This window comes from Acidobacteriota bacterium, assembly GCA_009861545.1.
GTDB lineage: Bacteria > Acidobacteriota > Vicinamibacteria > Vicinamibacterales > UBA8438 > WTFV01.
Genome location: VXME01000115.1, coordinates 44,473 through 65,698, shown reverse-complemented (window position 1 = coordinate 65,698; position 21,226 = coordinate 44,473). Strand labels below are relative to the sequence as shown.

General features: G+C 71.1%; 12 protein-coding genes. 7 read left to right on the top strand and 5 right to left on the bottom strand.

All coding sequences use genetic code 11. The features are described 5' to 3' along the window. Positions 1-81: 81 nt before the first annotated feature. From F4X11_18895 to F4X11_18885, 3 genes are read right to left on the bottom strand one after another with little or no spacing between them, the layout of a single operon-like run. The gene (locus F4X11_18895; protein ID MYN67071.1) at positions 82-1,668 is read right to left on the bottom strand and encodes a hypothetical protein; all 1,587 of its coding nucleotides are present in this window, start codon (positions 1,666-1,668) and stop codon (positions 82-84) included. Further along, complete coding sequence (locus tag F4X11_18890) at positions 1,650-2,609, bottom strand: radical SAM protein (protein ID MYN67070.1); 960 nt, start codon at positions 2,607-2,609, stop codon at positions 1,650-1,652. The genes F4X11_18895 and F4X11_18890 overlap by 19 nt, the downstream gene beginning before the upstream one ends. Before the next feature lie 58 nt (positions 2,610-2,667). Further along, positions 2,668-4,017 (bottom strand): asparagine synthetase B family protein, encoded by a 1,350-nt coding sequence (locus F4X11_18885; protein MYN67069.1) that lies wholly within the window; start codon positions 4,015-4,017, stop codon positions 2,668-2,670. 189 nt (positions 4,018-4,206) lie between these two features. Between F4X11_18885 and F4X11_18880 the strand changes: the two genes are divergently transcribed. The 3 genes from F4X11_18880 to F4X11_18870 are packed head-to-tail and all read left to right on the top strand — an operon-like array spanning position 4,207 to position 11,134. Then, positions 4,207-6,984 carry a tetratricopeptide repeat protein gene (locus F4X11_18880; GenBank protein ID MYN67068.1) on the top strand — a complete coding sequence of 926 codons (2,778 nt, stop codon included), beginning with the start codon at positions 4,207-4,209 and terminating at the stop codon, positions 6,982-6,984. 23 nt (positions 6,985-7,007) lie between these two features. Next, entirely contained in the window at positions 7,008-8,774 is a 1,767-nt protein-coding gene (locus F4X11_18875; protein MYN67067.1) for a CRTAC1 family protein, read from the top strand. After that, positions 8,771-11,134 carry a carbohydrate binding family 9 domain-containing protein gene (locus tag F4X11_18870; protein ID MYN67066.1) on the top strand — a complete coding sequence of 788 codons (2,364 nt, stop codon included), beginning with the start codon at positions 8,771-8,773 and terminating at the stop codon, positions 11,132-11,134. The genes F4X11_18875 and F4X11_18870 overlap by 4 nt, the downstream gene beginning before the upstream one ends. A gap of 19 nt (positions 11,135-11,153) precedes the next feature. Here F4X11_18870 and F4X11_18865 read toward each other — a convergent pair whose 3' ends face one another. Then, entirely contained in the window at positions 11,154-12,473 is a 1,320-nt protein-coding gene (locus F4X11_18865) for a VWA domain-containing protein (protein MYN67065.1), read from the bottom strand. Positions 12,474-12,632: 159 nt separating this feature from the next. Between F4X11_18865 and F4X11_18860 the strand changes: the two genes are divergently transcribed. The 3 genes from F4X11_18860 (at position 12,633) to F4X11_18850 (ending at position 19,786) form a co-directional block, all read left to right on the top strand. Then, entirely contained in the window at positions 12,633-15,836 is a 3,204-nt protein-coding gene (locus tag F4X11_18860; protein ID MYN67064.1) for a TonB-dependent receptor, read from the top strand. A 336-nt stretch (positions 15,837-16,172) separates the two neighbouring features. After that, positions 16,173-17,936, top strand: coding sequence for a tetratricopeptide repeat protein (locus tag F4X11_18855; protein MYN67063.1), 1,764 nt, complete (start codon positions 16,173-16,175; stop codon positions 17,934-17,936). A gap of 164 nt (positions 17,937-18,100) precedes the next feature. Further along, on the top strand, positions 18,101-19,786 hold the full coding sequence (locus F4X11_18850) for a CRTAC1 family protein (GenBank protein ID MYN67062.1): 1,686 nt from the start codon (positions 18,101-18,103) through the stop codon (positions 19,784-19,786). Here the strand turns inward: F4X11_18850 and F4X11_18845 are convergent. After that, the gene (locus tag F4X11_18845) at positions 19,769-20,713 is read right to left on the bottom strand and encodes a thioredoxin domain-containing protein (protein MYN67061.1); all 945 of its coding nucleotides are present in this window, start codon (positions 20,711-20,713) and stop codon (positions 19,769-19,771) included. The two genes, F4X11_18850 and F4X11_18845, sit on opposite strands and share 18 nt — an antisense overlap. A gap of 14 nt (positions 20,714-20,727) precedes the next feature. Here F4X11_18845 and F4X11_18840 point away from each other — a divergent pair, with 14 nt between their 5' ends. Next, complete coding sequence (locus F4X11_18840) at positions 20,728-20,910, top strand: hypothetical protein (protein ID MYN67060.1); 183 nt, start codon at positions 20,728-20,730, stop codon at positions 20,908-20,910. The last annotated feature ends 316 nt before the right edge of the window (positions 20,911-21,226 follow it).

Below are 21,226 nucleotides of genomic sequence, written 5' to 3'. Positions count from 1 at the left end.
AGAGCGCCGTCGGCTGCGGCGTGGCATGGTTGCGGGGGCACCGACCCTCGACATCATTATCGCAACCGAGCGTCCCCTGCTTCAATCTCCGGCGCCCGGTTCGCCCCGCAGTAGCGGGAGCCTGGCGCGCATCTCGTCGGAAGTCAGTCCCAGGAGGCCGGCGGCCGCGACGAGCGCCTCCAGGTCGACCGGGTAGAGCCGCCGGCGGGCCGGGTCGGCCAGGCCCGCGAGGTTGCGCGGTGCGATCAGGTTGCGCACGGCGTGAATGAGCGGCTCCCGCGGCCCCTGGTCCGGGAACCGGTCCGCTTCCGTGACGATGCGTGCGAGCACGGGATCGGTGGCGCCGAGGAAGCCGGACCAGGCCCATTCTCCGCCGCATTCCCGCGGCGCGGAACACAGGCGCTGGCGCGCCTCGTTGTAGCTGGCCGCCGCGAAGTAGACCTGGACCCAGGCGTCGAACGCCTCGAAGTTGTCCCGCCGGCGGTAGGCGGGCTCGATCAGGCGGCGCAGGTGGTCCGCCTCGGCGCGGAGCAGGGTGTCGTAGCGCTCGAGGCCGGCGGTCAGCCGGTCGTCTCCGGCCGCCGAGGGTCCCGCGGCGCTCTCGAGGAGCAGGCCGAGACGCTCGACGCCGAGCAGGCTCCACGCGATGCCGGTGGAGAAGAGCGGGCTCCAGAACTGGAGGACGTGCGGCAGCAGCGCCCAGCCTTCGCCCGCCGCGCGCGACAACCTGCGCTGCAGGTGCGCCGTCGCGGCCACGGGGCGCACCGGGGCAGCCGCTTCGTACTGCGCGGCGAGGGACGGGTAGCGCCGCGTGAGTGCGCGGAACGCGTCGGCGGGAGGGCGTTCGGCGATCGACCGCCAGGCCGCCGCGCCCTCGATGACGAATCCGGCGCTGACCACGCCGTGGTCGAACGTCAGCTCGTACATCCAACCCTCGTGGAGGAGATGATGGACGGCGGCCAGCTCGTCGGGGTAGGGACCGGCCGGGAACGCCGCGCCGGCGCCGGCGACGCGGCGCAGCGGCTGCACGCCCCGGAAGTGGCCGTAGACCAGGCCCGTGCGGAGTGTGCCGCGCGGCAGGGCCGTCTCCAGCCCGAGTTGCCGGGCGAGGAAACCGCCGGGCCCCGAGGCGTCCACGATCAGATCGGCTTCCAGGCGCACGGCGGCGCCCCGCCGCGCCCCGCGGGGATGGAACCGGCCGGCCCGGCGCTCCAGCCCGTCGAGGACGGTGCGGTCCAGGTACCGTACCCCCGCGGCCTCCGCGCGCCGGACCAGGAAGGCATCGACGTCTTCCCGCAGCCACTGCGCGTCCGCCACGGCGTCGTCCGGGCTGGCCGCCACGAGCAGGCGGTTGCGGTTGGACTCGTCGTTCTCGAAACCACGCCCCCGGGCGTGCCTGTAGAAGGTGAAGCCGCGCTTGAGTCCCCGCCGCAGCTCGGGCACGCGCGCCGACCACCGGCCGCAGGCGGCGAGGGCGTGCAGGTCGTCCAGCCCGTAGCGGGCGGCCAGCCGCTCGAGGGCGATGGCGGCCAGCGGCGTCGACGATTCGCCGAGCGCGAACCGCGGGTGCGAGCCCCGTTCCACGAGGGTGACGTCGTGGCCGGCCACGCGGGCGACGCGCGCCAGTATCGAGCCGGCGAAGCCGGAGCCTACGACGACGACGCGCATGCCCCGCAGCGGACGGGTGGACCCGGACTACCCGTGAGGTTGAAACGCCGCAGCCGGACGAGGTGTGCGGGCCGGCAGGGCCGGCACGGCAGGCAGCGGTCGATGTCCCAGAGGTCCACCGTGACCACGGCGCCCGAGATACGGGCGCAGCCTTCCGTCACCTCCTCGATCATGTCCAGCCCCGGCGGCGTCCACAGCCCCTGCTCGCGGAGCTCGTCCATGGCGCCGTTGCCGTCGCGGCTCGGAATCAGGGTGACGTGCCGGGCGCCCCGGTCGACCGCGTGGCGCACCGCGTCGAGGGCCGATTCGACTGCCCGCGCCACCGGTACGAAGGGCGCCGGCAGCAGTACGAACGTCCGCAGGCCGATGCCGGCGCTCGTGAGGCGCGCCGCCGCAGAGTCGAAGTCGTCGAGCGTCATTCCCTTGTTGAGCCTTGCCAGCGCCGCCGCATCGGCGGTCTCCAGGCCTATCGCCACCTCGAGCCGGCCGGGGATGCGATCCGCGAACTCCAGGCAGCGCCGCCCGACCAGCCGCGGGTGGCACTCGACGGTCACGCGGTCGAACGGCTGCAGGAGGGCCGCGATGGATGCGTCGTCGCCCGGCGGCACGGCGCGCGGGTCGAAGAAATTGCTCGCGTTGTAGAGCTTGACGCCGCACGTCGCCGGCAGCGTCCCCGTCTCGCGGAGGGAGATTTCCAACTGCCGCGCAATGGCGCCGGGCGGCGTCGGTCCGTCCAGGGTCCGGCGCCAGAGGTCGCAGTAGATGCAGGTGAAGGGGCACTCGGCGCCTGCGAGCAGCACGTGCAGCACGACCGCGCGGGAGCCGTCGAGCCGGCGTTCCTCTTCCCGAAAATGCGCTATCGGCCGGGCCGGATCGGTGTCGATCTTCGGACCCCGCCGCGAGCGTATCCAGTCGGTCGTACTGCCGCCGGCAGCAGGCACGGCGGCCGCATCGCGACCCGTTCCCGTCGTGCGTCGGTCGTTCGCGCGCCGCGCCGAATCAGGCGCGCGGCGCATACTGCGCAAGGAAATAGCCGCGGTAACGCTCCGTGTCGCCGGAGAACAGTGCATCGAACGCCTCGTTTTCCATCGCGCCGTGCTGGAAGCGGCGTTTCGCGAAGACCGGCAGCTCCCGGCCCAGCACCTGCCGGATGCCGCGGCTCAGCACCTCGCCCTTCAGGGCGTACAGACGCTCGTGCGAGCCCCCGCTGATCGCGTCGAACGGGATGCCCTCGGCCACGGCGACTACGTTGGGCGCGGTGTAGGGGCTGACCAGGCGGAAGCCGTACCGCCGGGCGGGCGCGTGACCGCGGACGCAGCCGCGGCTGAGACCTCCGCTGTAGGTCAGCGAGTGCTTGATGGCATCCACGCCCCAGCCCTCCTGGTACAGCATGCGGTTGGACACGACGCTGCGGATGGTGAGCTCGGCGTTCTCCTCGATGGGGTAGTCCTTCAGGTTCTCGTCGCCGCCGTCTCCGTCGAAGAGCCAGCTCCAGGCCGGATAGCGCTCACGGATCCCGGCCAGCAGCGCCAGCCCGACGGTGGCGCACTCGACATCCCGCGGCTTGTAGTCCTCGATGGCCCTCACCGCGTCTCTCGGGTCCAGCCCGTCTGCCGGCCCGTCGATCTCCTCCAGGAGGAACTCGAGGCCGGTCTCGCGCAGGAAGCGGCGGGCCTGCGCGGCGTCCGCGCCGCCGCCTGCCACGCTCAGCGTGAACGCCTTGAGCCGCGCCGGCGATTCCTGCCGCTGCAGGAGCGCATCGTGCAGGCACAGCAGCAGCGCGCCGCTGTCCAGACCGCCGGAGAACAGCACCCCCAGCGGTTCCTCCGGCGGAACGGCGTCGAGCCAGGTGTGAATCTCCGCCAGCGCGGCCTCAACGTAGCGCCGCCCGATGAGGTCGAGATCCCCCGGCAGCGTGGCCATCGCGGGGGTGAAGAAGCGCGTGTAGCGCGGGTTCGGGTCGGGGCAGCCGACCAGTGCGATCTCCGTCACGTGGTGCGCCGGGACCATCCGCGTGTAGGTCGGGTGGAACTGGTTCGCGTAGCCCTCGGCGGCCAGAAAGCGGTGGATTGCGTCGATGCGGTCGGCAACGACGAGCAGCGGACCAGCCGCTTCCTTGGCCAGAAAGTACCGCAGGGGCCGGCTGAGGCTGCGGGCCAGGCGGACGCGCTCGCCGTCGCGCGCCACGAGCGCGAACGAGCCTCGGATGTCGAGCACCCCGGCCGCGTCGTCCGCCAGCAGGCGCCGGCGGGCCTCGTCCGGCGTCATGTTGAGGATGTGCTGATCCTCGTCGGAAACGAGGTTCTCCACCCGGTGCACGGGGCGTTCGGTGATTGTGCTTGCTGCCATGACGACTCCCTCTGAATCCATCTTAGCAGCCGCGCTCGAGGTTGCCGCGGGCTCTCGGGCGTGCGTACGGTCCGGGCGGCCGAGTCCCCGCGGCTACAATAGAAGCACGGGGGACTGCTCTTGACGGGAGAGATCGGATCGGCGGACAACGCGAAGGCCAGGCATCCGCGGCCGGTGCTGCCGCCGAGCCTGTCGAACGCGCTGGTCGCCGGTGGCGTCCTGCTGATCCTGAATTCGGTGTGGCTCGCGGCGGCGCCGAGCGCCTCCCTGGCGTACGTCGCCAACGTCGTGGCGCATCCCCTCCTCGGTCTGGCCCTGGCGGCGTTGACCCTCGTGTGGGTCATGCGCCGCGCGCGATCCCTCGGACGACTGCCGGCGGCGGGCCTCGGTCTTCTCGGGGTCGGGTTGTTGCTCGGTTGCGCCGTCCTCGTGGTGGGAGCGACGCGACCGTACGAGTGGCTGCTCGATCTGCACGTGGCGGCGTCAGGGGCGGGCGCGGTCCTGGTCGGTGCGCATGCGTGGCGTACGGCGGTGTCGGCGCCCGCGCCGGTGTGGGCGATCCGGGGCGGGATCGCGGCGCTGGCGGCGGCGGCGCTGATGACGCCGGCCCTGCGCGCCACGTGGGACGCCGGCTGGCGGGACGCGCACCGCATCGTGAATCCGGTGCGGCCGCCGGCGACCATGGAGGGCGAGGGAGACGGACCCGACAGCCCCTTCTTTCCCTCGTCCGCGCGCACGAACACCGGCGACGTGATTCCCGCCGACTTCTTTCTCACCAGCGAGACGTGCGGGCGGTGCCACCAGGACATCTACGAGCAGTGGAACGCGTCAGCGCACCATTTCTCGTCCTTCAACAACCAGTGGTACCGGCGCTCCATCGAGTACATGCAGGACGTGGTGGGCACGCGGCCGTCGAAGTGGTGCGCCGGCTGCCACGATCACGCCGTGTTCTTCAACGGCCGCTTCGACCGGCCGATCCGCGAGCAGATCGACACGCCCGAAGCGCAGGCGGGGCTGGGCTGCACCTCCTGCCACTCGATCGTGCACGTCGGGGGCACGATGGGGCAGGGGGACTTCATCGTCGAGTACCCGCCGCTGCACGATCTGGCCGCCAGCGAGGCGCCGTTGCTGCGCTGGGCGCACGATCTGGTCACCGAGCTCGCCCCGGAGCCGCACCGGCGCACTTTTCTGAAACCGTTCCATCGCGAGGACAGCGCCGAGTTCTGCTCCAGTTGCCACAAGGTGCACCTGGACGTGCCGGTGAACGGCTACCGCTGGATCCGCGGCTTCAACGAGTACGACAACTGGCAGGCGTCCGGGGTGTCGGGGCAGGGCGCCCGCTCGTTCTACTACCCGGAGAGGCCGCTCACCTGCAACGACTGCCACATGCCGCTGGTGCGGTCGGACGATCCGGCCGCCGGCGACGGCTACGTGCGTTCGCACCGCTTCCCGGGGGCGAACACGGCGCTGCCGTTCGTCAACGGCGACGACGAGCAGTTGCGGATCGTGCAGGACTTCCTGCGGGACGGGCAGATCTCGGTGGACGTGTTCGGAATCACGCGGGCGGACGAGACCCCGCCGCCGGGACCGGCGAACGAGCGGAGCGCCGAGCCGCGGCTGGCGAGCACGTTCGCGGTGGGCGAGGAGTCGGCCCGTTTCGGCGCCGGGGGCGTGGTGACGACGCCCGGCGAGGTGATCGCGCCCCTCGACCTGGCCCCGGTCGCCGTACGCCGCGGCGAGTCGGTCCGGGTGGAGGTGGTGGTCCGGACGCGCAAGGTGGGGCACTTCTTTCCCGGCGGCACCGTCGACGCTTTCGACGTGTGGGTGGAGTTCGAGGCCGTCGACGACACCGGGCGCGTGCTGCTGCACAGCGGCGCGGCGGCCGACGGCGGCAGCGGGCCGGTGGATCCCGGCGCCCACTTCTACCGCAGCCTGCAGCTCGACGCGCACGGCAACCCGATCAACAAGCGCAACGCCTGGATGACCCGTTCCGTCGCCTATGTCCGTCTGATTCCGCCCGGCGCCGCCGACACCGTCCACTACCGGCTGCGGGTGCCGGAGGATGCCGGCGACCGGATTTTCCTGCGGGCGAAGGTCAACTACCGCAAGTTCGCGTGGTGGAACACGCAGTGGGCGTTCGCCGGGGTGCGCGATGCGAAGGCGGCGCCCGCGACCGCCGACTACGACGACGCGGAGTGGCGCTTCACCGGCGACACCAGCGACGTTTCCGGAGGCATCAAGGCGATTCCGGACATTCCGACGACGGTGATGGCCGAGGCGGAGGCGTCGCTCGAGGTGATCGAAGCCGACGTCGCGCTGCCGGAGGTCCCGCGCGTCGAGGCGCCGTCGCTGCGCGAGCGGTGGAACGACTACGGCATCGGTCTGCTGTTGCAGGGCGACCTGCGCGGTGCGGAGGCGGCCTTCCGGACGGTGATGGAGATCGAGCCGGAGTATCCGGACGGACCGGTCAACGTGGCCCGCGCGCGCCTGCAGGAGGGCGACGTCGAGACCGCCGTTCCGCTGCTTGAACGGGCGCTGGAACTGTCGCCCGGGCTTGCGCGCGCGCACTATTTCCTCGGTACAGCACTGCGCGCGCTGGGGCGCTACGACGAGGCGCTGGCCGAGTTCGAGGCGGCGCGGGCGCAGTACCCGCGCGACCGCGTAGTGCTGAACCAGATCGGCCGCATCCACTTCCTGGAACGGCGCTTCGACGACGCGGTTGCCGTCCTCGAAGAGGTGCTGCGCATCGATCCGGAGGACCTGCAGGCGCACTACAACCTGATGCTGAGCCATCAGGGGGCGGGGCGTCCCGAGGAGGCGGCCCGCGAGCGGGCGCTGTACGAGCGCTTCAAGGCGGACGAGGCGGCCCAGGCCATCACCGGTCCCTTCCGGCGCGCCTCGCCGGAGGACAACAACGAGCGGCAGGCGATTCACGAGCACGGCGCGCCGGCCCGGCCGGCGTACTGATGGAAGCGAGCGGACCCGGCACGATGATTCGCACGCTGCCGCCGCGCCCCGTGTTCCGCGCCGCGTTCGGCGCCGTCGCCATCGTGCTGGCCGCCGCGGCTGGCTGCGGCGGGCCGGCCGGGGAAGAGTCTCCCGACGCCGCATCCGGACCCGACACGCCGCGGGCCGAGACCGCGGCCGACGCGCGGGTAGCACCAATCGTCTTCACCGACGTCACCGCGGAGGCCGGCATCCGGTTCACCCACAACACCGGGGCGTTCGGCGAGAAGTACCTGCCGGAGACGCTCGGTGCGGGCGCCGTCTGGCTGGATGCCGACGGCGATGAGCGGCAGGACCTGCTGCTGATCAATTCGACCGACTGGCCGGGACGGGGCGACGGCACGCCGCCGGCGCTGTACCGCAACGACGGCGGCTGGTCCTTCACCGACGTCACCCGCGGGTCCGGACTCGATTCCCCGATCTACGGCATCGGCGGGGCCGCGGCCGACTACGACAACGACGGGCACGTCGACCTGTACCTGGCCGCGCTCGGCCCCAATCGGCTCTACAGAGGAAGCGGGGACGGCACGTTCACGGACGTTACTGCCGCGGCCGGCGTTGGCGATCCGGGGTTCTCGACCAGCGCTCTCTGGCTCGACTACGACGGCGACGGGCACCTCGACCTGTTCGTGGCGAACTACGTCGAGTGGACGGCGGAGACCGACCTGTTCTGCACCCTCGACGGCGAGACCAAGTCCTACTGCACCCCGGAGTCGTACGCGGGGCAGAGCGCCACGCTGTACCGCAACCGGGGCGACGGGACCTTCGAGGACGTGACGGCGGCCGCGGGGGTGGCGGCGCCGTCGGCCAAGGCGTTGGGCGTGGTGATGTTCGATTCGGACGCGGACGGTTGGATGGACCTGTTCGTGGCCAACGACACGCAGCCGAACCAGTTGTTCCGCAACCGGGGCGACGGCACGTTCGAGGACATTGCGGTCACTGCCGCGGTGGCCTTCAGCGAGACCGGGGTGGCGCGGGCCGGCATGGGGGCCGACGCCGCCGACTACGACGACTCGGGGCTGCCCGGCCTGGTGATCGGCAACTTCTCGAACGAGATGCTGGCCCTGTACCACAACGAGGGCAACGGGCTGTTCATCGACGACGCGCCCCGTTCGCCGCTCGGCCGGGCGACGCTGCTGACGCTGACGTTCGGTTGCTTCTTCTTCGACGTCGACCTCGACGGCCGCCTGGACATCCTCGCCGCGAACGGCCATGTGGCGGACGACGTCGGCCGGGTCCAGACGCGGGTGAGTCACGCGCAGCGCCCGCAACTGTTCCGCAACCTCGGCGGCGGCCGCTTCGAGGAAGTGACGGGAGCCGGCGAGGGGTTCGACGCGCCGCTCGTCGGGCGCGGGGCGGCCTACGCGGACGCGGACGGCGACGGCGATCTCGACGTGGTGATCACCGCCAACGGCGGGGCGCCGCGGCTGCTGCGCAACGACACGGCGGCTGGAAACGTGCTGCGGGTGCGGCTCGTCGGGACGGCTGCGAACCGCGACGGCGTGGGCGCGCGCGTCGAGGTGACCACCGGGGGCCGAACGCGCTGGCGCCGGGTGCGGACCGGGTCGAGCTACGCCTCGCAGAGCGAGCTGCCGGTGTCCCTCGGGTTGGGCGCCGCAACGCAGGTCGAGGCCGTGCGGGTGGCGTGGCCGGGCGGGCGCGTCGACGAGACCGGACCGCTGGAAGCCAACCAGCGGATCACGATCGAGGAAGGCGCCGGGATCGTCGCGGCGACGCCGATCGAACGATGATCGCATCGCGAACGGCCGGCGGAACCGCCCTGAGAGCCCGTGGCGAAAGCCCCGCTGCATTCAAGCGGCGATGCAACCCGCGTGGACGGCGTTGCTCCCCGGTCGAATATGCCTCTCGGTACCACGCGGCGTTTCACCGCGGGCTCCTGGCGCTGGCGCTGCTGGTCGGGGCCGCGGCGCACGCCGCCGGGCAACCGGTCGTTTCCGCGGTCCGGGTGGAGGAGCCCCCGATCATCGACGGGCAACTCACCGACGACGTCTGGCGCCGGGCCGCGCACCTGTCGGACTTCGTGCAGACGGCGCCGGTCGAAGGGGCCGTCGCCAGCGAGCCGACCGACGTGTACATCGCCTACGACGGCGAGAACCTCTACGTCGGCATCCGCGCGGGATACGCCAGCCCCGATCTGATGCGGGCGAACCGCTCGGATCGGGATCAGATCGCCGAGGACGACACGGTCTCCCTCTTCTTCGACCCGTTCCGTGACCGGCAGCGCGCCTATCAGTTCACCGTCAACGGCTTCGGGGTGCAGGGGGACGCCATCCTGAACTCGACCGGCCTGCGCAACCGGACGCAGCGGCGGGCCCTCGGGTCGCAGGGAAGAGGGCCGTCGGACACGCCCCCCAGCGGCATTCCGGAAGGGGACATCTCGTGGGACGCCCTGTTCGTCTCGGCCGGCGTGCCGTCGGCGGACGGCTGGACCGCGGAGCTGGCGATCCCCTTCAAGAGCCTGCGCTACCCGGCGGTCGGCGAGGGGGAGACGCACCGCTGGGGGTTCCAGGTCTCGCGCGCGATTCAGGGGAAGGACGAGACCGTCGTCTGGTCGCCGGTTTCGCGGGACATCGCGCAGTTTCTCGCTCAGATGGGGGTGATCGAGGGGCTGGCCGACCTGTCGACCAGCCGCAACCTGGAGATCCTGCCGACGGTCACCGCGTTCCGCCTCGGCGCGCTCGATGCCGCCGGCGCGTTCGTCGACGACGACGTCGCCGAGGCCGGGCTCAACGTGAAGTACGGCATCTCCTCGGATCTGACCGCCGACTTCACCGTCAACCCCGACTTCTCGCAGATCGAATCGGACCTGCCGCAGATCGACGTCAACCAGCGCTTCCCGCTCTTCTATCCCGAGCTGCGGCCGTTCTTCCTGGAGGGGCAGGAGATCTTCAACGTCTTCGCGCCGATCACGCCGATCCATACCCGCACCATCGTCGACCCGCGTTACGGGGGCAAGGTGAGCGGCAAGGTGGGCCGCAGCTCCCTCGGCGTCCTTTTCGCCGACGACGAGGCGCCGGGCAAGCGCGACGACCCGTCGGACCCGGCGTTCGGCAGGACCGCCAACGTCGCCGTCGGCCGCGCCCGCTTCGACCTGTACCCGGAGTCGTTCGTCGGCGCGACGTTCACGAACCGCGACTTCATGGACGGCTACAGCCGGATGGCAGCGTTCGACTCCAACATGCGGCTCGGCGCCACCAACCGCTGGAACGTCTTCCTGTCGCAGTCGTGGCACCGTGACGAGGAGGGGGTCGAGCGCGTCGGGCAGACGATGGGGACCTTCTTCAATCACGTGGGGCGGAACGTGAACTTCTCCGCCTTCTACGGCGGCACCAGTCCCGACTTTCGCATCGACACCGGGTTCGTCCGGCGGGTCGACGACAAGCGCATGTTCACCAACCTGGCCTACCGCTGGTGGCCGGAGCACTGGCTGGTCAACTGGGGGCCGCGGGTGCGCTACGGGCGGAACTACTCGTTCGACAACGTGCTGATGGATGAAACCGTCGGCCCCGGGCTCGATTTCACCTTCGCGCGCAACGTGCGCCTGGGTCTGAGCGCCGAGCGGGCGCTGGAGCGGTACGGCGGGATCGACTTCTGGAAGTGGAACCAGGGCGTCGACTTCGACATCAACGCCAGCCGGCGGATCGCGCTGGTCGGCAATGTCTCCTGGGGAGAGTCCATACGCTACGGCGGGATGCCGTTTCTCGGCCGCGGCCGCCTCGGCAGCCTGACCGCCATATTCCGGCCCGTGTCGCGCCTGCAATCGCAGTTGAACGTCGAGCTGAGCCGCCTGGAGGATCCCCGGACGAGCACGCTGGTCTTCGACATCCAGGTGCTGCGCGCGCTGACAACCTATCAGTTCACCGAGCGGCTGCTGCTGCGCAACATCCTCGAGCACAACTCGTTCGACCGGACACTGGACGGAAACCTGCTGCTGACCTACCGCGTCAACTCCGGAACGGTGTTCTACGTGGGCTACGACGGCCACTACCAGCAGGAGGACCGGCTGGACCCGGTGCGCTTCCTCACGCAGCGGTACCGGCGGACCAACCGCGCGATCTTCATGAAGATCTCGTACCTCTTCCGGTACTGACCGGCCTCCGACCCGTCCGCTATCGCCGTGCGGACCCTGGCGCCTCTGTCGGGGAGACGGGCGCCGCTCCCGGTGGCGCCGCGGGCCGGGCATCGGGGAACGGCAGCAGGTAGTGGGTCCGCGAACGGACCTCCGCCCCTTCGCGCGCCACCTCGACTCGCAGCTCGCGCGACCGGCGCGTCTCGTCCGGGTTGGACGAGTAGAAGCCGAGCACGTAGTAGTCGCTCGTCTCGGCGTCGATCTCGGTGAACGCCTCGCGGAACGTGTTGCGGTTGACCACCGCGATCCCGCCGGTCAGCTCCGCCAGCGTCCGCAGCGACGAGTGCTGCTTGCGGATGTACTCGTTCCACTCGGTGGTCCGCAGATCGAAGTCGAGATCAGGGATGGTGGTCAGACCGCGGACATCGATGGTGTAGAACGAGACGTTGGCGCGGTTCGCCTCGTCGATCAGCAGCAGCAGCTCGTTGTGCAGCTCGGAGTCGCTGAATACCTCGCCGAACGCGTCCGTGGTCGCGAACTGATCGAGGGCCGGCTCGTCGAACGCCGGCAGATCGACGCCCTCGAAGAACCCCACCTGCTGCATCGACTCGATGCGCGCGTTGACGCGGCTGTCGTCGAACGGATTGAAGTTGTAGCCGGCGCTCACGTACAGGAAGGCCTTGCGCCGGTGCCGGATTTGCTCGAGCCCGCGCACCGTCTCGATCGCGGTCTTGAAGGCGACGTGGGCGCGCCAGCGCGACTCGCCGAGCGACGAGAGCTGTGTGGCCCGTTCGATCAGTTGCCGCGGATCGAACGCCTCGCCCACGGCCCGGTCGATCGCCCGCAGCCGGTTGCGGTCGCTCGTCATCTGCACGCGGATGGCGGACTTGCCGCTCGAGATGATCCCGAACTCGTCCCCCTCGTGGATCAGCGTCTCGGGCAGCAGGTCCATCACGCGGTGGATCAGCGGCGTGTCCGGTGGCCGGATGTGCAGGTCGTCGATGAAGATGACGAAGATCCGTCCCGGCGTCGCGCTCGCTGCCGGGGCGGTCCGTCCGGGCAGGATAATCCCTTCCGGCACCGGCGGCGGGGGCAGCAACTGGTTGAACACCCGTCCGCCGTGCACTAGCACCAGGGAGGCGATCCGCTGGGGCTGGCCGTCCTCGTAGATCGTGAAGTCGTCGAGGGTCAGGTCGGGCAGGAACTGGCCGTCGCCGTCCCGCACGATGACGTCGGTGGTGACCAGCGTGACGCCCGACCGGAACACCGGCGGCGGCTGCGCCGAGGCGGAGTCGAGGGCGCCGGCCGCGAGCACCGCCGCGACCAGAAGCGAGGCCTTCCGGGGAAGCTGGAACGACATGTTTCGCAGTATAGCGCGGGTTAGCACGCTGCTTGCGCGGCAGGATCGTCGGCACTACAATCGCGGCAAGAAGGGTTTACGTCGGCCGGGCAGGCCAAGGGCCTGAACGGTCAGACGCAGAACCACGGCGATTCGTTCCGTTCGATCGCGAGGTGTCTCATGTCGCACGCGTTCAGGCAACGGGTTCGTTTCGGCGCTGTCACTTCCGCCGCGCTCTGCGCGGCTCTCTTGTGTACGGCCGGTGCATCGGCCCAGCAGCTCGGCGCCATCGCCGGGCAGGTGACCGACAACACCGGTGGCGTGCTGCCGGGCGTCACCGTGGAGGTGACGTCCGCCGCGCTGGGTGCGCCGCAGGTGGCGTTCACCGACGGCGCCGGGCTGTACAGCGTGGTGCAGCTTCCTCTCGGAAGCTACACCGTCACGTTCACCCTGCCCGGCTTCTCGACGGTCGTCCGCGACGGGATCACGATCGGCGCCGGGTTCACGGCGACGATCGACGCCCAGATGGCCGTCGGGTCGGTCGAGGAGACGATTACGGTCACGGGCGAGGCGCCGGTGGTCGACGTGCAGACCGTGCGCCAGCAGGCGGTGCTCGACACCGAGGAGCTGGAAGTCCTGCCGGTGGGCAATTACGGCCTGCAGACCATAGCCCAGGTGACGCCCGGGTTCACCGAGGACCGGGCGGACGTCGGCGGCACCCGCGACACCTGGTCGGCGCAGGGGGCCTACCGCTTCTACCACGGCAAGCCGGGCACCCGCGCGTCGTTCAACGGCTTCCGCAATCAGTACTACATCGGCACCGCCTCCGGCTCCGGCTACATCACCAACTCCGACACCATCGGGGAGATGCAGGTCGAGATCGCCGGCATGGGCGCCGAGAACGGCTCGGGCAGCACCACCATCAACGCCATCCCGCGGGAGGGGAGCAACACCTTCACCGCCTCGCTCAACACGAAGTACTCCGGCGGCGGGATGCAGGCGGAGAACCTGACCCCCGAGCTGGAGGAGTTCGGCATCGAGCCGCCGCAGATGGTGAACATCTGGCGCGCCGCCGGCACGATGGGCGGTCCGATCGTGACGGACAAGGCGTGGTACTACGCCTCCATCGCGCGCTGGGGCCGCCGCATCCAGCCGCCCGGCGGCTTCTTCAACGCGCTGCAGGGGCACAACGGGTTCGGCATGGCGGGGGCGCAGTTCCCCGACATGCGGGTGGGCGGCCCCAACGAGATCGAGGATCCGTTCGGCCTGCGGGGCGGCCCCGGCGCGCCCGGCTTCTACAACACCCGGACCATCTTCCACGAGCGCGACTCCGGCCGGCCGGCCTACGACTTCGACTGGAACCGGACGCACGCCGTCCGCCTCACCTGGCAGGCCGCCGAGCGGCACCGGTTCGCCAGCTTCCTCGACATCCAGAAGGACTGCCGCTGCACGACCGGGTACACGGGCCAGTACGCCATCGAGAACGAGAACGGCTGGGACATGTGGCCCAACGGCGTCGTCCAGGGCTCGTGGACCTCGCCCGTCACGACGCGCCTCCTGCTCGAGGCGGGCGGCGGCTGGCAGACGGCGAACTGGATCAACTTCCCCGCCACCGGCGTCGTCGACGGTGAGGATCGGCACATCCGCGACCTCGCCACCGGCTACCGCTGGGGCGCCCCGATCCTGAACATCGCCCCCCGCGCGCGGACCGGGCGGAGCATGGAGTACTTCCGGATGTCGTACGTCACCGGCTCGCACAACTTCCGGGTCGGCGTGACGCTGGAGCAGGCGTTCAACGACGAGGAGCGGACCACCGCCCACCAGGACACGCTGGCGTGGGCGCTGCTGGCCGGCAATCCGATAGCCCTCATCTACTACACGCAGCCGTACTTCCAGCAGGAGCGGATGAACGCCGAGCTGGGCCTCTACGTCCAGGACTCGTGGACCGTCGGGAACCTGACGCTGACGGGAGGGATACGAACCGACTATGTCAGCATGGGGTTCCCGGCCGCACAGTTGGGGGCCGGACCCTCCGTCGGCGCGCGGACGGTGCCGGAGCTGCGCGGCGTCCCGGACTGGACCGACATCAACCCGCGCGGCGGCGTCAGCTATGACCTGACGGGCGATGGCCGGACGGCGGTAAAGGTGTCGATGGGCCGCTTCAACGAGCTGACGCGGAGCCGTCTGACCCGCGAGTTCCACCCGTTCAACTCGTCGGTCTCGACGGCGAACCGGCTGTGGATCGATGCGAATCAGAACTGGATCGCGGACTGCGACACGGCGAACTTCGGCGCGAACGGCGAGTGCGGCGACATCAGCAACGCCAACTACGGCCAGTTTCCGGATCTGGAGCCGGAGGACTACATCTTCGGCAACCTGGAGGGGTGCTCGGAAGCGAGCCCGGAAGCCTGTCCCGCCACGATGTTCGATCCTGACGTCCTGTACGACAACCGACCCTATACCTGGGACTTCCTGGCCGAGATTCAGCGCGAGCTGCTGACCGGGCTGTCGGTCAGCGGCGGTTACAACCGCAACTGGTCGGGCGGCTTCTGGGTGTCGGACAACCTGCTGACCGGCCCCGCGGACTTCGACGAGTACTGCATCTCGACCCCGGCGAGCGGCCGGCTGTACGACGTGGTGAGTGGTCTCTCGCCGGGCCAGCCGCTCTGCGGCTACTACGACATCAGGCCCGACTTGTTCGGGCAGAGCAAGCGGCTCGTGACCATAGCCGACAATTACGGCGCCCAGACCCGGGTCTGGAACGGCTTCGTCTTCTCCGTCGACGGGCGCCTGCCGAACGGCATCCGCGTGACCGGGGGCCTCGACCTCGGGACGCAGACGATCGGCAACTGCTTCACCGTGGACGAGCCGAACCAGCCGCGCGACCTGTTCAACAACCTCCCGCCGGGCGGCCCGAACTGCACCCACACCCACAGTTGGGGCAACCTGGCCGACTTCCGGATGCACGGCGACATCCCGCTCCCGTCCGACTTCACGCTGAGCTGGATCTACAAGAACACGCCGGGCACGCCGATCAACGCCATCGGCGACTTCACCAACGCCGACATCCACTGCTGGGCGGACGGCAACGGCACCTGCGATCCGACGAGCACGCGGGTCGGTTTCGCGGGCAGCCCCAACCGGACGCTGGCGATCACCGCGCCGAACCAGTACTTCACCAAGCGCTTCACGCAGCTCGATCTCCGGTTCCTGCGGACGTTCGATCTGGGCGACGTGCGTCTGGACACCAGCATCGACCTCTACAACGCGATGAACTCCAACTCGGTCCAGTCGATCGAGAACACGATCGGCATCGCGTTCGGCCGGCCGATCACGGTGCTCGACGCGCGGGTGCTGCAGGTGTACGCGAACCTGCGGTTCTAGAGGCTTGCGGTCACGCCAGGGGTTTCGCCGGCGCGAGCCCCCTGGCCGTTCGCATGCTGCCGAGAGGAGGACGACGATGACTGCGAGCACGAGCTGGAAGCGGATGACGGCGCTGGCGTTGACGCTGGTACTGGTGATGGCGCACGCGCCTGCGGCGTTCGCGGGAAGTCTGCTGGATTCGGCCCTGAAGGCGGCTTCGGAGGTGACGGCGCGACAGGCGCCGACGGCGGACCGCGAGGCGGCGGCTGCCGGCTCGCTTGCGCGGCCGCGGGAGATGCGGGCCGCGGCGATGCAGGCACCGGCGGGAGACGGCGACCGCGGCGGGGCGCGCAAGGTATGGGGGCTCATCGCCGCCGGCGTCGGGATAGGCCTGGTCATGATGGTGATCGACCGCAAGGTCGAGGACTCCACGCCGTCGACGCGTCGCGAACGCCGGGACGGCTGCAACCTGTTCTGTTCCTGATGCCGGCCGCGCGCGGCCGGCGTCAGGCGGTGTTGCTGCTGCTCGCGCCGGCGTTCCTGGGCTGGGCGTGCGGCGGGACGGACTCGCCGGCGTCCGGCGCGCGCGGGCAGGAGGGGAGCACGGCGGTCGAGCGTCCGCTGGAAGCCGTCGTCCTCCCCGACCTCGCGCAGGTCAGCGACTCGGTCCGCGAGCAGATAGAGTCCCGCTGGCAGCCGATCGACAGCCTGCAGGCCGCGGGGCGGGCCCCGGCCGCGGGCGCGGCGGAGACCTACGGCGCGCTCGGCATGGTGCTCATGGCGGCGGAGCTGCCCGGCGCCGCCGTTCCGGCGTTCCGGAACGCGCAGACGCTGGCCCCGGCCGATGTCCGCTGGCCCTACTACCTGGCGCATCTGCACCGGGACGCCGGCGCGCTCGACGAGGCGGCCGATCGCTTCGAGGCGGCGCGGCGACTGCAGACGGACGACATGGCCGTTCTGGTCTGGCTGGGCGACGTGCGCCTGGCGCAGGGAGACGCGGAGGCCGCCGAGCCGCTGTTCGCGCGCGCCCTGCGCCTCTATCCCGATTCGCTCTCCGCGCGGTTCGGGTTGGCCCGCGTCGCGCTGATGCGGGAGGAGTTCGAGCCGGCGGCCCGGGGCCTGGAGGAGATCCTCGCCCTCGAACCCTCGGCGACGGCGGCCCACTATCCGCTCGGGCAGGCCTATCTGCGGCTCGGCGAAGCGGAGCGGGCGCAGGAGCACCTGCGGCAGCGGGAGGCGGCCGACATCCGGCCCGCCGACCCGCTGATGGCCGCCCTGGACGGACTGCTGGAGAGCTCTCAGGCGTACGAGACGCGCGGTATCGAGGCGCTGAACCGCGAGGACTGGGACGGGGCCGTCGCCGCGTTCCGCCGCGGCCTGGAGCTCGATCCTGCAGACGCGGAGCTTCGGCACCGACTCGGCACGGCGCTCTATCTGCGGGGCGACACGGGGACGGCGCGCACGGAGCTGGAGCGGGCTGCGGCGGATGCGCCCGAGCTGGCGCAGGCACAGTACAGCCTGGGGGTGCTGCTGCAGGACGAGGGCAGGTACCGGGAAGCGGCCGAACGGTTCGCCGCGGCGCTGCGGGGGCGGGCGTCGTACGCCGAGGCCCGCCTGCGCCTGGCCTACAGCCTGCGCCGGTCCGGCGATCCGGAGGGCGCCCTGGCGCAGTATCAGCAGGCGTCGCGGATGAGCCCGGATCTCGTCGAGGCGGCCTTCGGGCACGCCATGACCCTTGTCGTGCTCCACCGCTGGTCTGCCGCCCGCGCGCGGCTCGAGCAGGCGCTGGAAGCGTACCCGGACGATGCCGGGGTGGCCCACGCACTCGCGCGCGTGCTGGCCGCGGCCCCGGACGAGCGCGTCCGCGACGGGGCGCGCGCGCTGGCCATGGCGGACGGTCTCGCCTCGCGGGGGAGGAGTCTCGACCTGGGGGAGACGATGGCGATGGCGCTGGCCGAGGTCGGCGCCTTCGACCGCGCGGCGGCGCTGCAGCGCGATCTCGTCACCGGAGCCCTGCGCGCCGGACTCGCCGGCGTTTCCGGTCGGTTGCAGGAGAACCTGCGGCGCTACGAGCGGGGCGAGGCGTGCCGCACGCCGTGGCCCGACGGGGAAGTGCCGTGAGTGACTCCGCCGTGTGCGGCCGACGAGGCATCGTCCCCCGCTACGCCGCTTCCCGGTCGCGGACGCCCCGCCGGGTTTCCTTCTCGCGCTGCGCGATTCGGGCGTTTGGCCGGTCTTCGAACCGCCACCGGTTCCTGATCGGAATCGCCTGCGCGGTGCTGGTGCTGAGCGGAGGCCGATCGACCGGGCAACCCGGCGCCTCGGGACTGCCGGGCGCCGCGGGCCGGGCGGGTTCGGCAGCGCAGAACGCGGTGCCTGCCGCGGTCGTGTTCACCGACGTGACGGCGCAGGCCGGCATCGACTTCACGCACGACAACGGGGCCGCGGGCGATCACTGGTACCCGGAGCTGTTCGGCGGCGGGGTCGCCGTGCTCGACCTGGACGGCGACGGCCGGTCGGACCTGCTGTTCGTCAACGGCAGGCGGTGGGGATCGGCCGGCGAGACCCGTCATGGCCTGTTCCGCAACAACGGGGACGGCACTTTCGGCGACGTCTTCGCGGGGAGCGGCCTGGACGGCGCCGAAGTCTACGGCCTCGGAGCCGCGGTCGCCGACTACGACAACGACGGCCGCGACGACCTCTTCCTGACGACGGTGGACGGGGGGCGGCTTTACCGCAACGCGGGGAACGGCACGTTCCGCGACGTGACCGCCGGCTCGGGCATCGGCGACGGCGGGTTCGCGGTCAGCGCCGCGTGGCTCGACTACGACCGCGACGGCCTGGTCGACCTCTTCGTCGGCAACTACGTGGACTGGTCGCCCGAGACGGACACGGGGTGCGGCAATCCACCGGGGTACTGCGGTCCCGACGCGTACCGTCCGGTCGCGCCCACCCTGTACCGCAACGCCGGGCAGGGTCGCTTCGAGGACGTCACCGCGCAGGCCGGCCTCGACGACCCGACCGACAAGGCGATGGGGGTCGCGGTGCTCGACTACGACGCCGACGGCTGGCCCGACGTGTTCGTCGGCAGCGACCGCGTGCCCGCAAAGCTGTACCACAACGACGGAGCGGGACGATTCGTCGACGTGGGCCTGCGCGCCGGCGTGTCCCTGAGCGAGCGGGGACGGGCGCGCGCGAACATGGGAGTGGACGCGGCCGACTACGATCGGTCGGGCCGCCCGGACATCCTCGTCGGCAATTTCCTCCACGAGATGCTCGGCCTCTATCGCGACGCGGGCGACGGCTTCTACGTGGACGCCGCGCCCCGCACGGCGGTGGGCCGCGCCAGCTACCGTTCGGTCACCTGGGCGGTCTTCTTCCTGGACGTCGACCTCGACGGCCGCCTCGACATCTTCGCCGCGAACGGCGGCACCGACGAGTCGCAGGGGATGCTGGATTCGCGAGCGCGGCTCAGCCAGCCGCCGCTGCTGCTCCGAAACCGGGGCGACGGCACGTTTCAGGACGCCAGCCGCGGAGCGGGCGAGGCGTTCGTCCGGCCGGCCATGGGGCGGGGGGCCGCCTACGCCGACTTCGACGGCGACGGGGATCTCGACCTCGTGCTCACCGCGTTGAACGGGCCCGCGCGGTTGCTCCGCAACGACGGCGGCAACCGGAACAACTGGCTGCGGGTCCGACTGGTCGGCACGCGTTCGAACCGGCGCGGGATCGGGGCGGTGGTGCAGGTGGCGAGCGCGTCGGGCAGACAGTCACGAATGGCGCGCAGCGGGTCGAGCTATGCCTCGCAGAGCGAGCTGCCCCTGACCTTCGGGCTCGGGCCAGACCCTGTGGTGGAGACGCTGGAGGTGGCGTGGCCCTCGGGAGCGACGCAGCGGTTCGCGGACATCTCTCCCAACACGCGGATCGTCATCGACGAGGCGGCCGGCCTCCGGCGATCAGCGTCCGCGCCGTGACACTTGCAGCAACTCTTCCTCGATGAGCCGCGTGAAGAACTCGAACGGAGGCAGGAACGGCGGGGGCTCCGGTGCGAGCCGGCCGTTGACGAGAAAGCTGGGGCTGGCGTGCAGGCCGTAGCGGATGGCCTCTTCGAGTGCGTCCAGGATCGTCCGGTGCGTTGCCCCGCCCGCGACGCAGGCGTCGAACCGATCCACGTCGAGGCCCGCCTCGCCCGCCGCCTGCCGGAGACGGAACGCGTCGAGCACCGCCGGCCGTGACAGCAATGCGTCGTGGAACGGCCAGAATCGCTCCTGCAGATTGGCGCACTGCGCGGCCTGCGCCGCCTGGATCGCGGCGGGGCGGTCGGGCGGGGGCAGGTGCTTGAACACGATCCGGACCCGCTCGCCGTACGTCTCCCGGACGCGTCCGAACGCCGCGGTGAACCGACCGTAGTCGGCGTTCTGGAAGTCGCCGAACACGACCAGCTCGACCGGCGCGTCCTGCGGACCGAGCCGCGCGTCCTGCGCCGTGCGCTCCACGGCCACCCGGGGCGCGTCCAGGGCCAGCTCGGCGTTGATGGAGACGGCGGTCAGCTCCTCCAGGTAGTTCATCCGGGCCAGCTCGCGCGCCGTCACCCGTTCGAGCCAGGCGCGCAGCGCCGGCTCCATCTGCTCGTAGCTGGCGCCGCGCGCGGCGGTGCCCACGTCGGCGTAGAGGGATCGCACCGCCGATTCGGGCATCTCGACGATTCGCGGCGGGATCTCCCGTTCGAGCAGCGCTTCGGGCGTCAGTCCCTGCGCGTCCGCCTCGTGCGCGATGAGCGCCTCGGCCACCAGCGTGTCGGTGAAGCGCCAGCGCGTGTCGTGGATCTCGCGCGCCAGCGCGGCGAAGCCCCCGGGATCCTGGCGGCGCCACGCGCGATCCACCTCGGCTACCGTGATCACGCGATCGCCCACCCGTGCGGCCACCGCATCCGGTCCGGCGGCCAGCCGGGGCCCGTCCGTGCCGTTGGTCCTCGCCGCCGGGCCCGGTCCCGCGCCCGCGCCGGAGCGGGTGGCGGGCGTCGACCCGCCGGCCGCCGCACCGCCATGCAGGGCGACGTCGAGCGACGCGTGCTCTCCGGCCCCCGCGCCGCGGCTGACGGTCAGGACGTAGTCGCCCGGGGGCATGAGCGAGACCGGCGCGGCGGCGACGATCTCGGTATCGGTGGCCGAGCGCACCGCGAGCGGCACCAGGTCGAGGGTGACGAAGGGAAGCTGACCGAAGCCCGCGCCGGCGATGGTCAGCGTGCCGGCCTGCGGGTCGGGCCGCGCACCGGAGAGGACCAGCGGGGAGGTCCGACCCGGCTGCGCGGAGACCGCGCCACCGGCGATTCCGATGGCCAGTCCGACGGCCACTGCCACGGCGCCGGGGAGTTTGCCGACCATGCTACGGTTGGCAAGAATATCAAGGATCAA

What these genes read in the sequence shown, in the direction of transcription:
- F4X11_18895 (MYN67071.1), bottom strand. Translation starts at nt 1,668, where the DNA reads ATGCGCGTCGTCGTCGTAGGCTCCGGCTTCGCCGGCTCGATACTGGCG.
- F4X11_18885 (MYN67069.1), bottom strand. Translation starts at nt 4,017, where the DNA reads ATGGCAGCAAGCACAATCACCGAACGCCCCGTGCACCGGGTGGAGAAC.
- F4X11_18875 (MYN67067.1), top strand. Translation starts at nt 7,008, where the DNA reads ATGATTCGCACGCTGCCGCCGCGCCCCGTGTTCCGCGCCGCGTTCGGC.
- F4X11_18870 (MYN67066.1), top strand. Translation starts at nt 8,771, where the DNA reads ATGATCGCATCGCGAACGGCCGGCGGAACCGCCCTGAGAGCCCGTGGC.
- F4X11_18865 (MYN67065.1), bottom strand. Translation starts at nt 12,473, where the DNA reads ATGTCGTTCCAGCTTCCCCGGAAGGCCTCGCTTCTGGTCGCGGCGGTG.
- F4X11_18860 (MYN67064.1), top strand. Translation starts at nt 12,633, where the DNA reads ATGTCGCACGCGTTCAGGCAACGGGTTCGTTTCGGCGCTGTCACTTCC.
- F4X11_18855 (MYN67063.1), top strand. Translation starts at nt 16,173, where the DNA reads ATGGGGGCTCATCGCCGCCGGCGTCGGGATAGGCCTGGTCATGATGGT.